At 38.5% G+C, this 21,891-nt stretch carries 16 protein-coding genes; 7 read left to right on the top strand and 9 right to left on the bottom strand.

Going from position 1 to position 21,891, the window contains the following annotated elements:
* Positions 1–53 precede the first annotated feature (53 nt).
* The gene (locus UYC_RS0126515) at positions 54–926 is read right to left on the bottom strand and encodes a WecB/TagA/CpsF family glycosyltransferase (RefSeq protein ID WP_016874263.1); all 873 of its coding nucleotides are present in this window, start codon (positions 924–926) and stop codon (positions 54–56) included.
* Positions 927–1,664: 738 nt separating this feature from the next.
* On the opposite strand from UYC_RS0126515, the gene UYC_RS0126510 reads away from it, so the two are divergent.
* A complete protein-coding gene (locus tag UYC_RS0126510; protein WP_235082928.1) occupies positions 1,665–1,961 on the top strand; it encodes a hypothetical protein in 297 nt (98 codons plus the stop codon).
* Here the strand turns inward: UYC_RS0126510 and UYC_RS0126505 are convergent.
* From UYC_RS0126505 to UYC_RS0126495, 3 genes are all read right to left on the bottom strand, one after another.
* Entirely contained in the window at positions 1,958–2,638 is a 681-nt protein-coding gene (locus UYC_RS0126505) for a response regulator (protein ID WP_016874265.1), read from the bottom strand. The genes UYC_RS0126510 and UYC_RS0126505 overlap by 4 nt on opposite strands.
* Positions 2,638–4,047, bottom strand: coding sequence for an ATP-binding protein (locus tag UYC_RS0126500; RefSeq protein ID WP_235082929.1), 1,410 nt, complete (start codon positions 4,045–4,047; stop codon positions 2,638–2,640). Before UYC_RS0126500 ends, UYC_RS0126505 begins: the two co-directional genes overlap by 1 nt.
* A gap of 1,111 nt (positions 4,048–5,158) precedes the next feature.
* Positions 5,159–6,181, bottom strand: coding sequence for a glycosyltransferase family 2 protein (locus tag UYC_RS0126495; protein WP_016874267.1), 1,023 nt, complete (start codon positions 6,179–6,181; stop codon positions 5,159–5,161).
* A gap of 428 nt (positions 6,182–6,609) precedes the next feature.
* Between UYC_RS0126495 and UYC_RS0126490 the strand changes: the two genes are divergently transcribed.
* Entirely contained in the window at positions 6,610–7,845 is a 1,236-nt protein-coding gene (locus UYC_RS0126490) for a glycosyltransferase family 61 protein (protein ID WP_016874268.1), read from the top strand.
* A 142-nt stretch (positions 7,846–7,987) separates the two neighbouring features.
* Here the strand turns inward: UYC_RS0126490 and UYC_RS0126485 are convergent, their stop codons facing one another.
* The 4 genes from UYC_RS0126485 to UYC_RS0126470 all read right to left on the bottom strand — a co-directional run bounded on the left by UYC_RS0126485 (position 7,988) and on the right by UYC_RS0126470 (position 13,810).
* Positions 7,988–9,268: a lipopolysaccharide biosynthesis protein gene (locus UYC_RS0126485; protein WP_016874269.1), complete on the bottom strand. Its 1,281-nt coding sequence runs from the start codon at positions 9,266–9,268 to the stop codon at positions 7,988–7,990.
* 364 nt (positions 9,269–9,632) lie between these two features.
* Positions 9,633–10,628, bottom strand: coding sequence for a glycoside hydrolase family 5 protein (locus tag UYC_RS0126480; RefSeq protein WP_016874270.1), 996 nt, complete (start codon positions 10,626–10,628; stop codon positions 9,633–9,635).
* Positions 10,629–10,901: 273 nt separating this feature from the next.
* A complete protein-coding gene (locus UYC_RS0126475) occupies positions 10,902–12,182 on the bottom strand; it encodes an O-antigen ligase family protein (RefSeq protein WP_016874271.1) in 1,281 nt (426 codons plus the stop codon).
* A 197-nt stretch (positions 12,183–12,379) separates the two neighbouring features.
* Positions 12,380–13,810, bottom strand: coding sequence for a GumC family protein (locus tag UYC_RS0126470; protein ID WP_016874272.1), 1,431 nt, complete (start codon positions 13,808–13,810; stop codon positions 12,380–12,382).
* A gap of 1,163 nt (positions 13,811–14,973) precedes the next feature.
* Here UYC_RS0126470 and UYC_RS0126465 point away from each other — a divergent pair.
* From UYC_RS0126465 to UYC_RS0126445, 5 genes are all read left to right on the top strand, one after another.
* On the top strand, positions 14,974–15,834 hold the full coding sequence (locus UYC_RS0126465; RefSeq protein ID WP_016874273.1) for a phytanoyl-CoA dioxygenase family protein: 861 nt from the start codon (positions 14,974–14,976) through the stop codon (positions 15,832–15,834).
* Between the two features lie 189 nt (positions 15,835–16,023).
* Positions 16,024–17,061: a glycosyltransferase family 2 protein gene (locus tag UYC_RS0126460; RefSeq protein WP_016874274.1), complete on the top strand. Its 1,038-nt coding sequence runs from the start codon at positions 16,024–16,026 to the stop codon at positions 17,059–17,061.
* 380 nt (positions 17,062–17,441) lie between these two features.
* A complete protein-coding gene (locus UYC_RS0126455) occupies positions 17,442–18,434 on the top strand; it encodes an aspartate carbamoyltransferase catalytic subunit (RefSeq protein WP_016874275.1) in 993 nt (330 codons plus the stop codon).
* 272 nt (positions 18,435–18,706) lie between these two features.
* The gene (locus tag UYC_RS40430) at positions 18,707–19,564 is read left to right on the top strand and encodes an ArsR/SmtB family transcription factor (protein WP_016874276.1); all 858 of its coding nucleotides are present in this window, start codon (positions 18,707–18,709) and stop codon (positions 19,562–19,564) included.
* Between the two features lie 392 nt (positions 19,565–19,956).
* Entirely contained in the window at positions 19,957–20,400 is a 444-nt protein-coding gene (locus UYC_RS0126445; RefSeq protein ID WP_016874277.1) for a pentapeptide repeat-containing protein, read from the top strand.
* 143 nt (positions 20,401–20,543) lie between these two features.
* Here the strand turns inward: UYC_RS0126445 and UYC_RS0126440 are convergent, their stop codons facing one another.
* Positions 20,544–21,884: a TldD/PmbA family protein gene (locus tag UYC_RS0126440; RefSeq protein ID WP_016874278.1), complete on the bottom strand. Its 1,341-nt coding sequence runs from the start codon at positions 21,882–21,884 to the stop codon at positions 20,544–20,546.
* Between the last annotated feature and the right edge of the window lie 7 nt (positions 21,885–21,891).

Below are 21,891 nucleotides of genomic sequence, written 5' to 3'. Positions count from 1 at the left end.
TTTGAAGATTTTTGCCCTTTGTAGAATTTCTATGTTTGTAGATCTACTCCTCACTACTCACCATTGTTATAGAAATTCAGTTTTTGTTGTAAAATTAGCCAGAAAAAAGGCAAATCTTCTATCAAGTATCTTTTCCACAATCTTTTGGGTTCGGCTACCATTCTATACAACCATTCTAATCCCAGATTACTAATAAACTTGGGAGATCTCTTGATGTTACCTGCTTCAAAATCGATAGTAGCACCGATCGCCAAAAAGATTTTAATATTAGGTAATTGGTCTTTATACCTATATATCCATTTTTCTTGTTTAGGTGCACCTAAGCCAACTGCCAAGACTGTTGCTCCGGATCGCTTGATAATCTCAACTATTTCCTGACACTCCTTTTCGTTTTGTTCAAATCCAAATGAAGGCGAGTGTGAACCTACAACAATATTTCTGCCAACTTTAGCATTTATATTCTGTTGAGCTTTATAAGCTACACCTTCACCTGCACCTAACAAGAATATTTTGATACGTTCATTTTTTTTGTGGAAGTTATAAAAAGCTGGAAACAAATCTGAACCGGAAATTTTCTCCTTGATTGGCTTACCTAAGAATCGAGATGCATAAAGCAGAATTTGACTATCACACAGTTTATATTCAGCACGGCTGTAAACATCGAGAAATTCTCGATCATTCTGCAATTTCATCAGGTGATCTACATTAGGCGTAAATACAACGCCACTTTTGAGATTCTGTAAAACTTCCACCTTAGATAAATTGTCTATTTCTATATTTAGAAGCTTAACTTTTTCTGTGTCATTTAAATCTTGATAGATAGAATCATTCTGGCGAGCTACTAACCCTGCTGGTAATGATTCAGTTGCCTCATCCGAAGACGTACGATCAAAAAAGGTGTTGAGAAACCTAACTCGGTCTGCCATATAATGTGAACCTCATCATCCAAAATTCGGCGATAACAAAATTCAGAGAACAGGCAGCGCCATGCTACCACCGAATCTTACATACAGTTCTGTGCTTAAATTTCATATCAAGCCAGTTCGACTGCTTTTTTGACAATCATTGCCTGTAACAGGATTGAAATTCATATCATATATATGGGGACTTTTGGCATACTTGCATCACATCCTCACCTAATAACCACTTGATAAAGATTTGAGATACCGATCTGCAAATCTTCGTACAGTGTCCTCCTCAGACAGTGATGAAAAACACTATCAGATGGCTACTTAGAGTCTGAAATGTACAGCATCCTGATGGAGAGATAAAATTATCCACTTAACTATCCGCTTGGCTCTAGTGTGGAGAAAATCCAAGCTTCATACTAATCATATTCAAAGTATGCAGCAAATAATAATGCTGTGTTTGCATTCTGAAACTAGCTTAAGTTTTGAGTGAAAAAAGACTACCATGCTAGATAACTCTGATAGGAATTGCATAATTTATTAAATTTTGCTCTTGTGCAATCAAGAATTGTCGTCTAAGCAATGTGGAAACTTGTAAGAATTTGTATTTTAAGATCTTTAATTTATTAAGGCGTAAGGTCGAAAAACTTGTCTAACAACTGCTCTATTTATTTTTAAAAGTCTCTCGTGTATCTTGCAAAAATCCAGTATGCACGTTATATCCAATTAATTTGTAGTTGCGATGGAAAAGCTGCCATGGAGAGGCATCGAATTATGGTGATTGGTAGCAACGTTCGCACCGTGCAGCGCGTCAGCAGCTACTGTCTAAAAAAGAGTTTAGAGGTGTTTCCCTATTACGGTATTCCAAACAATGAAGAGGTTACTCTGTTTGCCCCTCACGTTTTTGTTTTATGTCTGCCAATACTCGGAGATTTTCGGATATTTCAGCCCTATATTTTGTGGTCAGAGCAACCCACAGATGAGGATTTATCATTAGTTACTACACCTACAGAACTATATACTCGTTTACAGGAATTTCTTTCTTACTATTAAATTAAACCTTCACGCACAGCCAGAGCTGCTGCTTGTACGCGATCGTCAACGCTAAGTTTGTTGAGAATCATCCGCACGTAAGATTTGATTGTTCCTAGTGAAAGGTAGAGTTCTTCAGCTATTTCCTGGTTTGAATATCCTTTGGCAATTAGTTTGAGTATCTCACGCTCGCGGTTGCTGAGAATGGATTGTTGGATCGGTTCAGATGTGGGAGCTGGTTGGTTATGACTTATAGTAGGCTTGAGCATCCGGGCAACTTTCTGAGCGATGTGAGGATCTAGATAAGCACCGCCCTGGAGGATCAATTGAATCACAGCAACGAGCTGTTCCCATTCAATTGTCTTAAGGCAGTAACCATCTGCTCCAGCAGCAAGCATTCCGATCACCTGCGTATCGTCATCAAAAGCACTCAAGGCAAGAATCCGAGTGGCAGTGCGATCGCTCTTAATCCTTTGTGTAGCTGTAATTCCATTCATGGCTGGCAGATCGATGTCCATCAAAACCACATCCGGCTGAAGCTCGGCAGCCAATTCAATAGCTTGTGGCCCATCACCTGCTTCTCCAACTACACTAAAGCCAGGCTCTAAAGCAAATTGCCCTTTCATGCCTCGGCGTATCAAAGTGTGGTCATCAACAAGTAGAATTCGCACATCTCTGTGTTCTTGCTTTTCAAGCATTACTCCTCCTCCTGTATCTGCTTTTTGTGCTCGGATGCACCCTGGATTCTAGCGATTGGCAGAGTAAACCAGAAGGTACTACCCTCAAAGAGGGTACTTTCAACACCAATCGTACCTCCGTGAGCTTCGATAATTTGACGACACAAGTACAAACCAAGTCCCGATTTACCACGTCGCCCTCGTCCTTGAATGAAGCGGTGGAAGAGCCGTTCTTTTTCTTGTGGCGCAATTCCTGAACCATAATCTCGCACAGAAACCTTTACTTGGTTTTTCCCAAAGGATGCTACCTGAAGGAAAATTTCTTTATTCGGTTCACTCACTCTAACAGCGTTATCAAGTAGGTTTTGTACAACCCGTCTAATCTCTACTTCATCACCATAGACAATTGGTAATGGCTGAGAAATTTTATAGATTAGGATTGGCTCGTGCTTTGAAGTAGCTTTGATCTGGGCAATTGCTTTGACAAAAATCTTTTCCCAGTTTAGAGGTTCATAGTTCAAGCGAGTGCCGTAACCAGCTTCATAGCGAGAAACATCCAATAGGGCTTCAACAAGCTTGAGAAGATCTTCGTTAGCTTGGCGGAATTCTTGAAATACTTCTTTCCACACACAGCTTACAGGCCCAAAAGCTCCTTTAACCATGCCGTCTAAGGTAGCGCGGGTTGCAAGCAAGGGAGTGCGCAGATCGTGGGAAAGAGCAGAAATCATGTCCTCAAGCTGTTGGTTACGCATCTCAATGCGTTGCTGGCGCTCTCTAGCCTGAGCTACCATTTCGTTGAGAACTTGTGTCAATTGACCGATTTCATCTGGAGATGAATATTCAAATCGAATGTCCATTTGACCTTTGCGCCAAGCTTCTCCTACCTTTATTAACTTACGTAAAGGAACTTCAACTCGTTGATGTAAAAGTCGAAGATTTAAGGTAATTCCTGCGACAATAACTACTGTGCAAAAGACGTTCACAACTGTATTAATGTGGTAAAGTTGCTGCAAACGATGTTTGCGTTCGCCCATCATCAGCTCTTCGTGCATAAGCAAAATCCGAATTTGAGCGCGTAGAGAATCAAATAGGTTCTTTTCTATCAAGCTATTGCCGTTGGCAGAGTCAGAGAGTGTTCCTTGAACTAGCTGGCTTTGCCAGCGATTATAAGTGTTTTTAATTCTATCGAGTTGTTTAATTTGGATAGGGTTATTTTGCAAAAGCCAATATAGACGGTTGAGACTGCTGCGAACAGCAATTTCTTCTTTGTTGTGGTTACCTGGTGATGCTCTTTGCTCATCTATTACAGCATTCAGCAGACGTTCTGCCTCACGCTCCACTAATAGAGTACGATTTACCCGCTCAGCTGCGTCTTGACTGAGCAATGCTGTCCATAGGTTTAAGCATTGTTGCACCACTATTAAAGACACCAGTATCACAAAGCTGGTGCATAATGGCGCAAATAAATGCTTTTTTGGAGTCGATAAAGCCAGGCAACGCAGCAACTTAATAGTCAACACTATCTGACAGGTTTCTGAGCATAATTAAATTAATAAATGATTATCAGCTGGCGTGTTTATTATTACAAACACCTCAGCAAATATCAGGTTTTTAGCAACAATCATCATTAGCTAGTTAAGGAAGGCTGCGCATCGGTACATAATACTACACGCAGTCATGTTTGTGCTTCAATCATAACCTCATTTACAACTAGGCTGTCTGAGATGGGAAGATACAAGCAAAATTGCGTTGAAAAGAATCATAGTACTAATCATGTAGACAATAGGGAACATTATTACAAAGCTAAGAGTTTAAGTAAACGTCTACATGACTTGATATTTTTTGACTATCTATCTAAAGCCAACAACTTAAGGCTTTATTTATACACTAACAAAAACATAGTTAAAGTAAAAAAAAACACCTAATTTTTCAACTTAATTCTAGAGGTTATTTTATAAATTCACATAAAGTCTATAATTCCCGTAAGTGGGAGGGAGTAGTTGCTTCAGTATTTATTACATTTATATGAGTTACTAAAAATATACTAATTATAATATACTTTTTTTACTGATATATTATTAATACACAGTAAGAATAGGTAAGTTTTTACTGTTTTTTCAGTTTTATGCGAGCACTTTTATAAAGATTTGATTTTGCTATCTGAAAACTATATCGCTTTTGTAAAGATTTGATTTTGTTACTCTAACCTGATTATCTTCAAACTAAATAATTAAATGAAATAGCTATTATCAAATCAAACTGGCAAGTGCAGAACCTCAAATCAACGCGATCGCACCAATGCTTGGAGACACGATCTACAGAATCAAAATTAGTGCATTTGTGCTGTTGAGCAACTGGTTGTGAAGATGCAAGGGGTGTGGCAGTTACAAACGGCAGCTAGAATGTAGCTCGCTCAGAGTGTAGTGGTGGCGATCGGCGAGGTAAACAAAACTACAACCCCTGTCACGCTCAATATCGGTTAATCATAAACTGCTGTTCCAGCAAAGGAGCAACAGTTTCCGCATCATAAATTCACAGTGATTAACTAGACTGATCCTGCAAAATACGACGTTTTTGAGTAGCTCCCGTGCTTTTTAAAGCAACAGACTCAATGGAGTTATAAAAAGACTCAGGTAATAGTACAAGAAGATATGCAGCAGCCAAAGTCAACAGGGTACGACGTGGCTCCTCAAATAAAATACGCCAATTAGTTCTCAAAGCTTGATTCATCATTTTTACAGCCATAGAACCATCTTGCAAACGTACTGCCCTACGAGCCAAATACCGCAGTATATAAGCTCTGGCTAGAGGCTCCCATCTATCAACTATTTCTGGGGCATAAGAGCGCGTCTTTTCCATGACTTTTTCCCAAAAATCGAACTGTTTGAGCATATTCGATGACAGTCCGCCTGAATTTACCCGATACAAGGTTAAAGCCTCAGGAATACCCTCCATCTGCCAATTTGTTTGAATCCCGATCCGAATCCAACATTCAATATCTTCACATTGGCGGAAGCTTTCATCAAAATAAAAATCTTCTACTTGACCATAGAGATTGTCTTGGTACTTTATATCTTCAAAAACTTCCCTTCTAATCACCGGAGCAGAGCCATTACCAACAGGATTGCGGCAAAGTAAGTGGGGTACGGTAATACCCTTAAGTTTGGGCATCTGATATGTGCCTAGAGGTTCTCCTGCTTCATTTACAAAAGCAGAACGGCTAAAGCTAACACCGACATTTGGTAGTTTTTCTAGATGAGCAACGTGTTTTTCTAGCTTTTCGGGCAGCCACAAATCATCTCCGTCCAAAAAGGCTAAATACTCCCCTTGAGCATGACGAATCCCAGTATTTCTTGCTCCAGCGAGTCCTCGGTTTTCCTGACGAATAATTTTAATTCTGGGATCTGTAAATTGCTCACAAATCTCTACACTTCTGTCAGGAGAAGCATCATCGATAATGAGAAGCTCGAAATTTTTATATGTCTGATCCAAAACAGATTGGACTGTAGCAGCTATGTACTTCTCGACTCCATAAACTGGAACAATTACAGAAACTTTTTTCATTGTTTAACGACTTAGCATTAATTGTTACTGACTTTAAATTTTTAGTCACAACTTTAGCTGTACCATTAATACGTAGGGTAATTATTAATATATGTATGGAAATACTACCTGCAGGCTATGATCACATCTTTTGCTGATAGCATCCCAGAGATTGGAGAATTATCCACTTGGCTATCCACTAAGCAGTGGTGTACCTAAAGCGCTAACGATATCGGTAAATTCACAAAAACTGTCTCCACTGATAGACTATACCAGTAGTTTTGGAGTAGATTCTTAGCGGCAATGGAAGCTCAAACTTTGATAAAACTAGAGATTTTCTACTCAAATTATATAAAGCCGCCCCATCAAACCTGAATTATTACGCAGATTTTTCTTCATTGCAAAAATATTTTGCAATAAAACTTACTAAATTCAATTGGTTTATTATTATGCTCAAGAAACAATTAAAAAAGATTAAATTCTTAAGAGAGTTAAATCGTATTCTATACAGAATGAATATTAAAGCTAAATTTCGTAAGCCTTTAATAGATTATTTATTAAAATCAAAAAAACTAAAAGAATTGAATCGTAAAGATTTAATAACCAGAGCAAATAATTGCTATCAATATCATCACCCAGAAGTTTTAAAATTAGTGGATGCATATTATTTAGAAGACACACCTTCTGAGGTGAAAGAAGAGTTAAAGTTTCGCGAATGTGAGATATCAAGTCCTCATGTTTTTGAAATTAATAACGTCTATTTGATAGGAAAATATGCTGTTGGTTTAACTGAGCAAGGAGAATTCATCAGAGAAACCAGTGTTCCTTATTATTGTAACAATGTTTATTTGCATACAGCAGATAGTATTTCTTTAAGAGGATTGACATCATATTATATGTCTAAGTCCTCTAAAGAATTACCCATTGCCTGTTCCCTAATCAACAGCTGGAATCATAATAACTACTATCAGTGGGTCATAAATACTTTAACTAGATTAGAAGGAATAAAATACTTTGAAAACAAAACAGGTTTAAAAGTTCCCTTGATTATTCACAGTGAACCAAATAAGTGGCAGATAGAATCACTTAAGTACTTGGGATATCAAGACGAAGATTTTATATTTTGGAGAAATCAAAAAACACTAGTTAGAAAACTGATCGTACCCAGCTTTAGAAACCTGTATCAAGATGATAATACATATAGTGGATATACTTCTCCTCAGGGTTGTAGATGGGTAGCAGAAGCACTGAAACAATATATTCGGAAAAATTGTACTTTAAATAAAGATGTACATCCCTATGTTTATATTTCTCGAAGAAAAGCAGTAGGCAGACGGATTTTAAATGAATCTCAAGTATATGAGTGTTTGCAGTCCTATAATTTTAGGAGTTATATATTAGAAGAGTTAAGTTTAGCGGAACAAATAAACCTGTTTTCTCAAGCAAAATTTATCATTGCACCCCATGGAGCAGGATTAAGCAATATTATTTATAGTACAGATGCTAAAGTAATTGAAATCTGCGGTGAAACTCCACCAACTCTGAACTTTGCAGCAATAGCTAGAACTTTAGGGTTTCAGTATGGTTGTTTAACCAATCCTAATAATAATAATTTGAGTAAAGAAGACGGGAACATCCAAGTCAATATAGAAAGGTTGATTGCTATGATAGATATGTTAATGTAAAGGTTAAGAAAAGAAGCGGATTTGCGATCGCCCCCATTAATTACCTGAAAATAGCTTGCATTGAGTTGAGAAGGGGCGATCCAAGAAAATGTAAACAGCATACAAATGAAAATTGATGTGTGAAGGCAAAACTGCTTTTCTCTTATGACTTGATATTTGTCAATGAAAGATTAGAGCTTTTTCTGAAGATATTTCTAATAGCCCAAACACTGAAAATTGAATTAACCACTAACTGACAAATCAGTACAGATGCAGCCACCCATAAGATTCCAAATTTAACAGCTATTAACAAAGCTACAGCGAATAATTCAGTATAAATCAAACTATAGTAAAGATTAATCTGGGTTTTCCCCACCGCGTTTAGTAATTGACTAGCTGTATTGTAAAGAGGAAGTGACAGAGCGGAAAGGCAAATAAGTATTAAAATTGGCACTGCCGATACCCATTTTTGGCCAAAAACAATTGGCACATAAAAGGGAGCCAAGCTTGACTGCAAAAGAATGAGCGGAACTACAATAGTGGCGGTAGATTTAAGACTACTAAAATATCGCTCTTTAAGCCGCTCAAAGTTTCCACTAACCTCACAAAGATGAGGAAATAAAGCTGCGGTACATGCGTTCACCACATTTTGACTAATTCCTAATCCAGCATTGAAAGCGAAATAATATATCCCTAGTGCATCAAGCCCTAGAAAACGACCAATGATTAAGTAGTCTATATTAGATCTGAGTCTAGCTAGTAATTCAACGCCTAGTATATCTTTCCCAAAATCAATGATTTCACGCCACTTATCAAGCTTAAAAGACTTTGGGGGACGCCAAGAATGATTTTTCAAAATAATTACTATCCATACTGGAGTGGTTAGAACAATGGGTACAACTACAGCCCACATTCCTAATCCCACTACAGCTAGAGCAATTGTCAAAATGTTGACAAGCAATGACTGAATAACGTTACATAGAGCTGCTATCTTAAGTCGATTTTCTCGTTCAATCAGTGCGCTTTGAACCAAGAACATTGGTAACATCAAGTAGAATAAAGCGCTAAAGCAGATAGGCAAAATAATTTGTTGATCCTTGTAAAACCAAGCCATTGGAAAGGCTACAATACACTGAATGACAAAAAGCGATCCACACAAAACCCAATTCAGCCAGTATGACGTATCGCAGATTGCTGGTAAATCTTTTGGATTGGCTTGAATTATCTTAGGGCCAATTCCAGAACGGAGAGCAAAAACCTTTGCAAATTCATTGGCAGTCATAATAATGGCTACCAACCCATAATCATGGGGGCTAAATGTACGAGCTAAAGTAAAAGTTGTTCCTAAGCGAAAAATACGATTCGCTAACTCTGCTCCTCCCAGCCAACCCACATTGCGAATAAATTGATTGCTTAATTTTTGCTTTAGCTTATTGATTAGCATTTCATTACCTTACAAATTATGAATCTAAAATTTCTCCAACTATTGCTATAAACAGACGAAAAGATGTGATAATAAATGCCAATTCAGGCATCTCGTACAGTTTATCATTAAAGTAAATTAATTTAACGAAAAACTGTCTTGAAAATGCAAAGACGAGTTAAAGAAATTATGTTTTTAATATAGTTTTCTGAAAAATAAGCAGTCAAAATAAATTTAGTATAGTCTTTTTCGTTATCTAGTAAAATCAAGATAAAGTCAAAAATATTTGTGCAATATTTGTGCAAATTAAGTAATAATCAGCACCTTATCTCTTTAAGCTTTACAATACTATTTTCTTAAGTTGATGCTTCTAGATGTAGAGAAATTAGGGATTTATTAAAGGTTTAAGTCCAAGTGCTTGGATAATTTCGCGATCGCGCAAATTAACCCGGAACCATTGATTCCAACCAATACCATGAGATTCTAAGATTTGTCTGATATCTTTCAAATAGCGAAGCATGGAATCTCTAGGCACACTTGCTGATTGTATTACTCCAAATTCATTGCATATAACAGGAACTTCATGAGACTTTGCCCAATTCGCAACTAATGACAATTCTTTTGATAACTTAGTTTTATTCCATTTTTCCTTACCATAATATTCTACTGCCCGTTTAGCTTGGGGATCTCGAATCTGATTTAATATAGGTGCAACTGTTTGAGGATTAGAAGGGTAAGGAATTCCCCTCATAAATTTTAAAGCTTTCCATCCCCACTCAGCTCCTTGGTGTGTAAAGATAAACGGCTCATAAAAGTGGAAATTATATACTACGTTTTTGTCATTTACAATTTGAGTCTTCAGGAGTCCCCTCAGATTATTCCAATTATTTTTAGTAACCCTCATGTTGGAACTTGCAATGATTGTATGATTGGGCGCTTGCGAACGAATTGCTGAAATTAGTTTCAGTTGAATTTTGTCCCAAGCTTGAGGAGTTTCTGCTGAAGGTTCGTTTAAAACTTCCAAAAATACTTTTTCTGGATTGGTGCGGCTAAAGTGAGCAGCAAAAGCTTTAAAGAAAGCTACATACTTTTCAACTACAGCAGGATTAGAATACAATTCATCTGGAGCATCAAAAGGACATATAGTAATTCCTAGTCCTACTTTCATGTGCATCTGAACGATCGCATCCAAAGCCGGGAGATAATCTTTCTTTAAAACACTGGGATTTTTATCATCAAAAAATCTAGATAAAACTATCGGTAGTCTGGTGTAAGTTAAACCCAAGCGTTTATATTGCAATAGAGTTGCTTTTATATCATCTCCTTTATCTGCAAATTCTATTACTCGCCAGCGTCCAAGATTGAAACCTTTAGATAGCATCTTTAATCGGCTAGCTTTAACTGTAGATCCACGTCTATTCGTTGCCTTTACAAGCTGAGTGCACTTGGGAATTGTAAGTCCACAGCACAGAGAAAGAAGTCCCAATCGTATAAACTTAGATCGCGATAATGTCATATAAGTTACTATATTGGTTCTTTTGATACTAATTACCTAAATAAGCTTTAAATAATTAATAATAAACACAATAATTATCTGGATTTACTTAATATTTTTTGTGATTTTTATTTGGATTGTTACTTATAACTTATTTTTTCAGCTCATCGCATTAGAATAACTATAAGTATTTTTTGTTTTTGATTGCTGCTCTTGAAAACCCATACCCATAAAAACTACGGCAGGCCAAATCAGATATACCGAAACTTCTATCGTATCGGCAAATGTATTTAAAAATATAGCTACAAATATTCGTAAAGCTATTTTAGCTACTAAGCTTTTTTGTGCCTTCACAGCCAAATCAATAAAACTAAATACCATCGGAATTGCAAGTGCAAAAAACCCAACAATTCCTTTAAGAAATAAAAGACTTGTCCAATTATTGTGAGTACCAATTGGCATAAATTGCACTAAATGGGGCCCTGGCTCAGTAGTACCATGTCCTGTAATAGGTGCATCTGACCAACGATAAATAGCAATTCTATCAAGATTTTCTCGAACCTCACTGGAAGATTTACGCAGATTTCTAAACCCTCCATATAAAAATTCAATCGAATCAAGAATATTTTGGTAAAAAATACCAGTTACTACACTTAAACCACTAGCTATGAACAAAAGAAAAGGACGGTGTAAATTAGCTATCACTTCTGGAATCAGCCAAGCTATGAAAACAGATAAAACAGCCAAACGAGAACCTGAGACTAAACACATCAAAAAGGAAGCTGCCATCCCAATCCATCGCCAACGTTTGTCTTTTTCATACATACATAAGGGGAAGTAAACAGCTCCAACAAACCCTATAGCCGCTGCCCAGGGAGCAAAAAATCCAATCCGGAAAGTACCAGTTTCTGCTTCAAATAGGTAGGGTGCGATGGTAAAGGCAGCAGGTGGCCCGCCAAATACATTTAAGGGCACGGTGTACCATGGAGTTGGTATATGAAGTAAGTAAGCAGAAAAATAAAAAGGAAAAAGAATTAAAGTTTGAAGACAAAGTACGCATACAGCACGAGAGACTAGCTGCGGGCGGACGTTTAAACAAGCAATCAGCGGAAGTAGTGCCCAAAGTGCCCATCCTCTTACCCAGCCTAAGGTAGATTTAATCATAGTTGCCATTCCCAGATTAAAATCTATATGACCTATGATTAAGGCAACTTCCATTGCTAACATACACACTATCCACACCCAGACTAACCAAGGAACATTAATTCTTTGGTCTATGGGAGTTCTTTCCGTTTGTTCCCACCACTTTTTAAGTAAGTAGAATGTTAGAACCCAACCGACAAACGCTGCAACAAAATAGAGCAAACCAGTAAAGTAGAAGATATAGGTGCCTATAATGCTGTACCATATTACTTTCTCAGGAAAGTTATTTGGTTTCATCTTGATCTCCATTAGTCAAACAAGCAATAGATGGACATGGATTGGCACCATAACTTTTTTGGCAAAACAACAAAGTCTGCTACAACTGTCCGTTAAAAAACAGACTTTGAAATTTACTGGACTCCAAGCAGTTAATAACTCTAGGTTCTAATTAAATTGCCAAACTACTTAATTTTGAGATACTGAATATGTTCAATTTATTCATATATCAAAGGCTTTTCCTCACGCCAGCGCATTAAAGTCCTGCGGCGATCGCGCTGCCAAAGTAATACTATACCAGTAGTTGCAAAAATGGAGCCTAAAGCCGCACCCAGAAAAGCATATGTTTTCTTTGGCTGACTGGGACTATCAGGTAATGTTGGTTCTGTAACCAACTGAATCAGTGGATAAGAACCAAAGGCATTCGACTTGCCAAGATCCAGCCTGGTTAAAGTGGAAGAAAAGACTGCTTCCGCCACTTGTAAATCTCGTTTGAGAGCATCTAAGGTAGTCTGCTGCTGTGCCAGATTTTTAAGTCTGTTCTCAAGTTCAGCAAGCTGCCGATCTATCGTTTGAGCTTGAGCTGTCAGTCCTTTTTGCTCAGACTGGACTGTAACTAATTGTTGATAAAGAGTTTCACGAGACGAACCATTGCTGTTGTTGGTAGTTACGTTTAATTGACTGATTAAGTTTTCTAAGCTGGCTGGACGTCCTAAAAGGCTTTGTCCTCTTTCTAGCAATGCTTGTTGAGCAGCATCTCGCTTGGCTCTCTCTGCAACTACTGTAGGATGATCGGGTAAAAACTTCGATTCTAAAACAACTAAAGCAGCACTAGCATCACTGTAATTTTTTAAATTCTGCTGAAATATCTGATCTGTTTGAAGACTAAAAGCATCTGTAGCTTGGTCAGAAGATACTTTTAAATTAGCCGACAGTTGTCTTAAACGAGCAGTAGCTTGTTGCTGTTGAGCCACTATTTCCGCTCGTTGTCTGCGTAGCTGCTCAATATTGCTTGTCAGATCGCTGATCTGAGCCTCAGAATTCAAACCAGAACGCGCTTTGTAATCGGAAAGACGCTTTTGAGCGATTTCTAACTTCTTTTGGGAAGATTTAAGAGTAACTTGTGAACCTATCTCTCTTTGAACGCTTTCTTGCGATCTAAGCTGATTAAGCTTTGATTCAAAGGCTTTGTAAAAAACTATGGATTTTTTGTGAGCTTCTTCGGGAGTAGCACCATTGAACTCAACACTCATCACTGTAGTGTTTGGTACTACCTTAAACCGGGGTTTTCCAAACTCTTCCAAAGACATATCGAGCTGCTCTGCTGCTGCCTTCAGTACAGGTTCGCTCTCAGCAAGAAACTTGTAGTTCTCTCTTGGATCTACAGCAGCACTAGCAGAATAAGGAGACGAACTTTCGTAGGAAGCCTGACCAATATTTGGTATGCTTAAACTAGCGTTTGAACCTCCTCCAGGCAAACTAACAGCCGAATAACTTGTATACGATGGCGGTGTGAGCTTTATATACAGTAAAGCTGATACCCAAAGGGCTAGATTCGTAGCTATGCCTAGAAGTAAGTAATTTTGCCAACGCCCTTGGTTCGCTATTGATTTGCCAGGGTATGCAGAGACCTCTATGTACTTAGTCATTCAAAATCCTTCTATTTTCGGGAACTGGCGGAGTTCTAGAGCCTAAGTGCTGTTGTGCTATTGCCTCTATATACTATACTTCCAAACTTACGCTTTAGTAGCTTAAGGCTTTGAATCAGTAAGTCTTCATGAAATTATTAAACTCAAATAGCAATTGTAAATACTATCTGATGGTTACATCGCTCTAATGCAGACATCATCCTTGAAAAAGGTAAAATTATCCACTAGGCTATCCATATGGATGTTGTCTGTCTCTCGTTCCGAGTACTGATTTGACTTGAATTGATTTGAATACATTAATTAAGGCAAAATATATTTATTGAAATCTGCTGCGAGGCTTACAAATACCTAAATATAATTTCTAGCGCTGAACATGACCGGAAGCTAATGTAGTAATAATAGATACCTTCTTTTCAAGATAATTGGTTATTGGGAATTGAGTTTTCAATCACAAAAGCTATAGAAGGGATGATAAAAATCCTTTCACTTGCCAAATTTTTGAATTTACTCGTTCAGTTAGCTACCGATGACTAACTCTCGCAGGAGTTTTTAAATACGTTGTTAGATTCAGAAGGCAGCTATGCTGGAGGCAGAGGAGCCACTGCGCCCTTGCGGCTTACCGGAGGGTAGCCGCTAGCTAACGCAACGCCTGACGGCGAACGCGTCTAGTGCCGACTTGAAGCATGGGGCTTGGCAGAAGGGAACCCACCCTTACTCATAGTGGGATTGTTACAAGGACGTTTTATACCTCGCTGCAAGCAGTCTCGGTATAATTTTTGTTTGAAACTGGGCTTTCAACCCAGAACACGCATTTTTAATTGATACTCTTAACCTTCTGCCTTCTGCCCTCGACCCTCTGCCTTTCTTTGTAATTACACTAATTGCTTATTCTTATAATTAAATAGCAAACTTTACCTTATCTTTATAAAATCTTTGTTAAGAATAAAGCTCAAATTGAAACTGGTAACTGAGTTGACAAGGCCTTTTGACCCGCTTTTTCGCTAAAATTTGAGTTTTTCCAATATTATCTCCAATAGATTAAAGATTAGTTAAATTAGCTCAGTCAGATTAAAGATTAATTAAAGTACTTTTCACCAAGAGTCAGGTATGACAGGATTTAAACTTATATATCTATCTGAATATATCTCATTGATTAAATTTTTATGTTTTACAAAATCCTTACTAAATTTTTAGATTTATGCTCTGAATGTGTTTATATATTATCTCTGCTTGCACACAGCACAAAAATACCTCACGTTTCTTCGAGCGATCGCCTGATTGTAGATGGACTCAAAAAAGAAGGTGCATATGTCACCTCTTTAACAGAACTGGGTTTGCTCTCCACACCTAATTTACTCCAAGCTGCCAAGAAGTCTCTGGAAATCATGGCAGCAGCAAGCACTGAGCCTTCGGTGCAAGTTGAACCACAAATCTGCACTGTCACAAATCTGCTAGAATTCTCACAATGGGGTCTAGAGGATAGACTTCTTCAGATTGCAGAAAACCATATCGGGTTGCCAGTAAAATTTCAAGGCGTTCATCTGCGTAGGGACTTTCCCAGCATTGAACAGTGTGGCATCCAAAGATGGCATTGGGATATAGAAGATCGTCGCGTAGTAAAGATTATTGTCTACTTAAATGATGTAGACGAGAAAACAGGGCCGTTTGAGTACATTTCCAAGTCTTTAACATCTCGTTGGTCTTGGCAGGGATGGAAGATTAACCATATTGCAAAAAGACCAGCGATGTTTGGGATTGCCGATGAGGAATTGACACCAATAATTCCAACATCAGCTTGGAAAAAGTGTTCAGGCCTAGCAGGTACAGTTATTTTTGTGGATGCAGCCAATGTTCTGCATCATGGTACGTTGCGTTCAGAAGAACGTTCTGCTCTGTTCTTTGTATACACAGCTGCATCTCCAAAGCGACCAGCAGAGTGTACGCAATACAGTGATCAAACCTATCCCAATCTAGATCGATTGGTAGCCGATTCTGTACCCAAACCAGCTTACGCAGATTTGTAAACACCTGGCTTACTGACTTTAGTCTTGAGTACTGCTTTAGGTGTGCAAATCTAAAAGTTGGTTCAGAAGTACTAGCTATCTATAAATCACCCAGTAGAGGATGCATTTTGTCAGCCTGCTACAGGTGACGGCTTGTTTATATTCCCATTTCATCTAGTGCACAAGCAATGCAGGAGTTAAGTTGAACCTATGCCTAAAGTTTCTGTGGTGATGACAGCCTACAATGCAATGGCTTATCTGCCGCAAACAATGGAAACTTTGCTGTGGCAAAGTTTTACCGATTTTGAATTAGTATTAATTAATAATGGAAGTACGGATAATATTGTAGAGTGGGTGACTCAATTAGGCGATCCCCGAATCAAACTGATTTCTCAGGAAAATCGGGGTATTCCCGGAGGTTTGAATCGGGGTATTGCTCATGCTCAAGGTGAGTACATCACCTTTCTGGATGCTGATGATTTATGGGATCCTACAAAGTTGGAAAAACAAGTAAGGGTTCTAGATGAAAATCCGGAGGTAGGTCTGGTATATAACTGGGTGACTTTGATCGATGAGCACTCTAGGGATATGGGAGGATTAATTCACAGGCACAGCATTGTTAAGTTTCATGCCGAAGGTGATGTGCGTAAACAAATTTTGGAGCAAGACATTATTGGATGTGGCAGTTCAGCAATGGTTCGTCGTGTCTGTTTTGAAGAAGTAGGAGTGTTCGATCCAAGCTTCACGATCGCGGCTGACTGGGATATGTGGGTTCGGATTGGTTTACGCTACCGCTTCAAGGTAATTAAAGAACCACTAACTTACTACCGCAAGCATTCTAATAGCATGACTTCAAACTGGCAAGCTGCAATGCAAGATTGTGGTGTTGCGATCGAAAAAATTTTTTCCTATGTCTCACCAGAACTACAGTATTTAAAGAATTATAGCTATGGTCGGCTTTACTTCTACCATGCTCAACAACGCGTAAGAAGCATAGAAAGGGATTCTCATGAGGCAAGTCGTTTGTATAACAAAGCAATTAGTTATTCTCCTCAACTAGCCTATTCTTGGAAATCTATGCGTTTAAACTTTACTATCAACTTACTAAAGTTGCTTGGTGCAGAGCGATATGACAAATTAATCAAGCTATCACAATTACTTGTATCTAATGCTACTAATAAATTAGCAAGATTAACTATTTCGTTTGGTGGTAATAGAAAACTTTTGAGCAATGAAATCGTCAAATAATCTTGATTATCACCAGTATTAATGAAAGCATAAATTTCAGTGAGTTGAAAATCAGGCTGGCCAGTTCATTATTTAACTAGAGTATAAGGGATGAATTGGTGTGCGAGCGCATTCATCCCTGGAAAGGTACCAGAACACTTTAAGTGTAATTCATTGGCATGAATTGGTACGGTGTTATTTCAATAACGCTAGTATTGAGGTAGATAACGGTTGTTTGATCGGGTGAAGTGATTATAAACACAAATATCAGATAATTTGTGATTTCAACCGTCTTATCCTCCTAAATTGAAGGAGAATGTAGTAGTAATAAATTCTCTCGACCCGATCAAAAAAACTGTAGAGATCAGTTCGCGTCTCTACATAAAAGTGAATAGCTATTTATGCCTAGTACTAATTGGACTCGTCACCACATTCTTTCCCTAGCTGATTTCACCCCAGCTGAGTACGATACTGTTTTGCAAACTGCTGCTAGTTTTCAGGAGGTGCTATCACGACGGACAAAGAAAGTGCCAACTTTGCAGGGACAGGTAGTGGCGAATTTATTTTTTGAGCCATCAACCCGTACTCGTAGCAGCTTTGAACTTGCTGCCAAACGTCTCTCAGCAGATACGTTGAACTTTGCCAGCGCCACTTCTTCGATGACTAAAGGAGAAACTATTCTCGATACAGCCAAGACTTATTTGGCTATGGGAACTGATATCATGGTCATTCGCCATAAAGAGGCAGGAGTACCTAATGCGATCGCCGAAGAAATGGATCGTCTTGGTGTAAAAGTCAGTGTCCTCAATGCTGGCGACGGTCAACACGAGCATCCTTCCCAAGCGCTGTTAGACTTATTTACTATTTGTACTCTTCTCGATCCAGATCATCCCCGCCTTGAACTTCTCAAAGATAAAAAAATTGCTATTGTTGGTGATATTCTACATTCGCGAGTAGCCAGGTCAAATATTTGGAGTTTAACTGCAACTGGAGCCGAGTTGCATTTAGCAGCACCACCCACATTACTACCCAAATTATTTGCAGATTACGGCAAAGATAGACCCGGTAAGCTGTTTCTCCATTGGCAATTGGAGCCTGCGTTAATTGATGCTGACTTTGTTATGACGCTGCGCCTGCAAAAAGAACGCATGAGTGCAAACTTACTGCCCTCTTTACGAGAATACCATCAAATGTTTGGAATTACACGCTCAAAGCTGCAACTGTGCAAGCCTAACGTCAAAGTTCTGCATCCAGGGCCGGTTAACCGTGGTGTCGAAATTAGCTCGGATTTAATGGACGATCCCGAATTTAGCCTCATTCAAACACAAGTTACTAGCGGTGTTGCCGTGCGTATGGCACTGCTGTATTTAATTGGTAGCGGTAAAGTAGCGTAAAAGGGACTGGGGATTGGGTTTAAAGTGCCAGTTCAGTAGGGTGGGTATTGCGCGTCAAAGCTGATTTGGTAAACATTTTAGATATTGGTGAGCGATGCTCCGAAGTTTGCTGGGCGCGGGAAACCCTTACTTTCGCTTACCCGCTCCGCGTCTACGGCAGTTGCTACAACGCGCTTAACCTGCAAGGGCGCACTGCCTCACTACAGGACTTCTCTCCACCTTACAAAAAACTGTAGTGTTGACATTCCTATTATTTCTATTATTCTAGAAATATGGAAAATACAGAAACGGCTCGTTATGCAGATATCTTTGCTGCATTAGGTTCGGAGCCAAGGCTAGAAATTATGCGGCTGCTGTTTGCGGCTTATCCGGAGGAGATGACTGTAGGCGAGATTCAGGAAAAGCTAAAAATTCCGAATTCAACCTTATCGCATCATTTGGAGAAGCTACGAATTGAGGGGTTGGTAAATAGTCGAAAACAGAAGCAATTTCTATGGTACTCAGCCAATGCTGAGACAATGGAGGATTTGCTGTCCTTTCTTTATACTGGGAAATCTCGAAGCGATCGCACCCTAACAGCAGCCAACAATGCATCGACACAGGAAGGGTTTATGTTTGAAAGGTTTTTTGAGTCTATCTCTGCAAGAATTTTTGGGTTTATCTCAGACAGATTCTACCTTGAGGGTTTTGCAAGATTCACTCAAGAAGCTGTCACTGTCATCGATATTGCCCAAGATGAATCTCGACGCTTGGGACATAGGTATATTGGCACCGAACAGCTTTTGGTAGGACTAGTTAGTGAAGGTAGCGACTTTGCATCACAGTTTCTCTCCTCCGCAGGGTTGAACTTGGAAAACGTCAAGATAGAGGAAGAAAAAATTGTTGGTAGAGGCAGAGGATTAACACCTGTGGATATCCCCTTCACACCCAGAGCCAAGCGGGTGTTAGAACTAGCAGTAGAAGAGTCACAACAACTAGGCGTCAATTATGTTGGCACAGAACATTTGCTCTTAGGCATCCTTAAAGAAGGAGCTAAAGGTACAGCAGGGGGAGCAGCAATTAGGATTTTGCAAAACCTGGGTGTAGATTTGATAGCTTTTGAACAACGCCTGCGAAGAGCATTGACTTAACTAATAAAGTGGGTTAGGGCTAGACCTAATCCACCATTATTTTCATGTATTTAATTATTTACAAAAAGCAATATCTCTATAGATAGATTTCTAATAACTACTTCAGATAGTTATTAATTACAATATTTTGATTCAACTATTCTTTTTTACAGAATAGACTTTTTAAATAACTTATGAATTGCACATACCTCATCTAACTATAGTAGGAATAATTAAATTTATTTAACCTTTTACTTCTTACCTTTTAATTCCTCCAATTGTAAGATGTATTATTTCTAAAATTCGAGAAATAATACTGATAAAGTTGAATAAAAGATTTGGTTTATTAATTCAAAATTAAGTCTAAATAATAGTTTGATTAGTGAGTTTATAAATCTGAGAAGGAAATAAATATGAAACTAAGAGCTTTGACCGCAACAGCTTTATTAAGTACAATATCTATGTTTGCCTCAGTTCCAGTAAAAGCAGAAAATACTGTTAATAATGTTCGACGTCTGCTAGAAACTAGAGAGTGTTACGGATGTAATTTAAAAGGTGCCAACCTCAGCGGTGCTCACTTAATTGGTGCAGACTTGCGGAATGCTAATTTAAAGGGTGCAAATTTAGAAGGTGCAAACCTAGAAGGGGCAGATTTAACTGGTGCGAATTTAAAATCTGCTAACTTAGCACAAACTTTTGCTAGCGGTACTACCTTCAATAACGCCAATCTCAGCAATGCTGATTTAAGTGATTCTCACTTATATAATGCTCAAGTATATGGAGCGATTATGATTGGCACAAATATCAGTGGAGCGGATGGTTTTGACATTAATCTTGGTGTCGGAGGAGAAGAGTAAAAATGATTAGCCAAAAATTAGCAAGTATCAACCTCAAGTTGAAAACTCTAATTTTAATATAGCCTTAATATAGGCAGGTTTAGTTAATAATGTCTTCAATCAAACTGACATATATCTCCTAAACCCACCTCTGCACCTCAATTTTACTCTCCAGTAATCGACAATTCATCAATCCAAATTCTGGGGCAAACTCCTGCTGGAGTTAACTCCGCTTCTTTCTCCACAAAAATAATTGACTTGAGGAGTTGTAGAAAATCGCCAGCAACTGTTGCTGATTCAATACTTGTCTTAACGCCTTTGTTGACAATCCAACCATCAAACGGCAGTGAAAAGGAGCCTTGTAAGGATTTCACACCAGCATGGAGAGCCTGTAAATCATCAATAAAAACTACATTTTCAGTTGTTTCCAGGCTTAGTTCTTGATCAGCAGGTGCGCTTGCAAAAATATGGTAAAAATTTGGGCTGATGGTTACTTTAGCCCCTATATTAGCATTACCTGTTGGTTGAGCATTTAGTCTTTTTGCAGTACCTGCGCTATGGAGAAAGCCTGTCAAAATACCATTGTCAATCAGCGAAACTCGACGAGTAGGAGTTCCTTCACCATCAAAAGTTTCTGCACCTACATTAGCTGGATGCAGTGCATCATCGCATACTGAAAGTAGAGGAGAAGCAATTTGCTTTCCTAAATCATCAGGGGTAGATAGGCTTTGTTTGTCCAAAATATTTTGAGCATTAAACAAATTAGAAAAAGCACCCAAAAGACTTAAAAAAGCATCTGGTGAGAACACAACTGTATATTTACCAGACTTAATTTTTTCATAATTTAGGTGACTGATAGTTTTCTCAGCCGTTTCTTGAATGCAACCATTGATATCAAGAGTGTCTAAACTGTGATTAATTCTAAAAGCACCAGCGCTGCGAGGTTTTTTCCCTTCTTCTTCCGTTTTGGTGTAAAGATAAATTGATGCCAGGGAGTGAGACTCAATTCTCATCGCACCCTCGCTATTGAGATAGAACCTATCAATATCTCTTTGCGCCAAGCTGTTATAAGGCACTCCTTTGATAGCCGCATGAATTGAAAGTAGTTCTTTCTCCGCTGTCAGCAAATTTTCTATGAGTTGAGCAACAGGAGCTTGTGGGTATTTTTGATCGGATTGATGAGTAATAGGGATAGTTGCTTGTGGGCTAAAATCCGGCACATTTTCTTTCACGCCAAAGAAACTAGCTTCGTAGGCAGTTTCTAAAGCTAATTCCAGTCCTCTGGGATCTACATCTGTTGTACTGGTGACACCCATTGTCCGATCTTCATTCCAAACACGCACGGTGACACCAGAAAGATTTGAGGCTTTGACTTGCTTAGGCTCACCTTGATCTACTTGGACACTCGTTGAATCTACTATCGATCCATAGATATCGAATTTTTTAATGCCAAGTTTATTAGCACTGTCCTTGGCATGGTTTGCTATTTCGTTAATATTAGGCATAAAAATC

It is taken from the genome of Chlorogloeopsis fritschii PCC 6912 (assembly GCF_000317285.1).
GTDB classification, from domain to species: domain Bacteria; phylum Cyanobacteriota; class Cyanobacteriia; order Cyanobacteriales; family Nostocaceae; genus Chlorogloeopsis; species Chlorogloeopsis fritschii.
Note: the sequence above shows the minus strand (reverse complement) of the source record. Positions and strands in the feature narration are given on the sequence as shown.